We start from the raw sequence: 1724 nt of genomic DNA, 5'->3' as shown, positions 1-1724 counted from the left end.
GCCGAGAGCAGCGCCATCCGCTCCTTCCCCTTCGCCGCCGCGCCCAGCGTCGAGTCGGACATCGTCCGCGCCTTCTGCGCGTTGTCCGAGTTCTGGCGGGTCATCGAGGACATCTCCTGCAGGCTGGAGCTGATCTCCTCGAGCGAGCTCGCCTGCTCCGACGCGGCTTGCGCCAGCGCCTGGCTCGAGGTGCTGATCTGCCCCGACGCCGCGGTGACCTGCGAGGCCGCCGCCGCCACCGACTGCAGCCCCTCGTCGAGGTTCGTCACGGCGGTGTTGACGGCGTCCTTCAGCCGGGCGTGCTCCCCGTGGTACTCGCCGGCGACGCGCGCCGTGAGGTCGCGCTGCGCCACCCGCTCGAGGACCGCCAGCGAGTCCTTCACCGGAGCGATCACCGCGTCGAGCGTGGCGTTGAAGCCGGTCACGATCTCGCGGAACTCGCCGCGGTGCTTGGAGACGTCGGCGCGCTCCCGGAGCCGTCCCTCGACGGCCGCCTGGGCGAGGGCCTTCACGTCGCCGCCCATCGTCTCGACCGCCTCGCGGAACTTGCGGTACGCCCCGCGGATCCGCATCAGCGCCGCCTTGGCGCCCTTCGTGTCGTCGTCCGCCTCGGCGAGCTCGGCGCGGATCGAGAAGTCCCCTTCGGCCGCCATCTTCTCCATCGCCGCGGCCAGCCGCTCGGACTCCGTTCCCTGGTAGGTGACGATCTTCTCCGCCCGCCGCATCGCGGCCTTGACGTCGCTCTGGTCGGTGACGAACTCGAACGAGCCGACGACGTCCCCCTTCGCGTCGCGGAGCGGCGCGGCGACGCAGGCGATGTCCAGCTTCCGCCCGCCGACCAGCGTGTCGTTCTCGCAGGCGAAGGCGTCGCCGGTGCGCATCGAGGTCTGGCACGGGCAGTCGGCCGTGCGGCACTTGCTCGTGTTCCACTGGTCGGCGCAGGTCAGGCCGGTCCCCTGGAGCTGCTTCTTGCTCTTGCCGAGCAGCCGCGCCCCGGAGGCGTTGATGTACTGGATGCGGAACTCGCGGTCCATGAACTGGATCGGCGTGGGCATCGCCTCGAGGTTGCCGACGATCGAGCCGAGCGCGCGGTTGAACCCTTCGAGGACGCGCCGGTACTCGCCGGCGACCTTCGCCGCGTCGGCGCGGTCGTCGAGGCGGCCGCGGGTGATCCCGTCGGCCACGACGTCGGCCTCGTGCACCAGCGCCTCCAGCGCGTCGCGCACCTTGCCGAGGCTCCCCGCCGCCTGGCTGAAGTTCTCCCGCACGTGCGTCGTCAGCTCGTCGCCGGCGGCGACGTCGAGGTCGATCCGCAGGTCGCCCTGCGCCAGCAGCTCGAGGTTGGCCACCAAACGCTCCGTCTCGAACCGCTCGTACGCCGCGACCTTCTCCCGCGCCGTGATGTCCTGCAGCACCTCGACGTAGCCGATCCCCGCGCCGCGCCGGTCGCGCAGCTCGGAGCTGTCGAGCTGGTAGCTGCGCTCGCCGAAGGTCAGTTCGGTCCGCGGGACGCCGCGCTTCAGGCGCTCGATCCCGCACCCCTCGGTGCCGCAGATCGCCGCGCCCCAGTTCCGGCAGGGCTGTCCGGCGAGCTCCGCGCGCCGCCGACCGAGGTACTCCTCCGTCGCCTTGTTGACGAACGTCCAGCGCAGGCCGGAGTCGGTCACCGAGACGGGGAACGGAACCGAGTCGAGGATCGCCTCGTACCAGAAGACCTTGTCCAC

The 1724-nt window shown here is 71.5% G+C and carries 1 protein-coding gene; it reads right to left on the bottom strand.

Translation table 11 applies throughout. The features are described 5' to 3' along the window. A partial coding sequence (locus tag LLG88_02785; protein ID MCE5245833.1) for a PAS domain-containing protein occupies positions 1-1724 on the bottom strand: 1724 nt, incomplete at both ends.

It is taken from the genome of bacterium (genome assembly GCA_021372775.1).
Classification (GTDB): domain Bacteria; phylum Acidobacteriota; class Polarisedimenticolia; order J045; family J045; genus JAJFTU01.
This window is presented reverse-complemented; position numbering and strand designations above follow the sequence as displayed.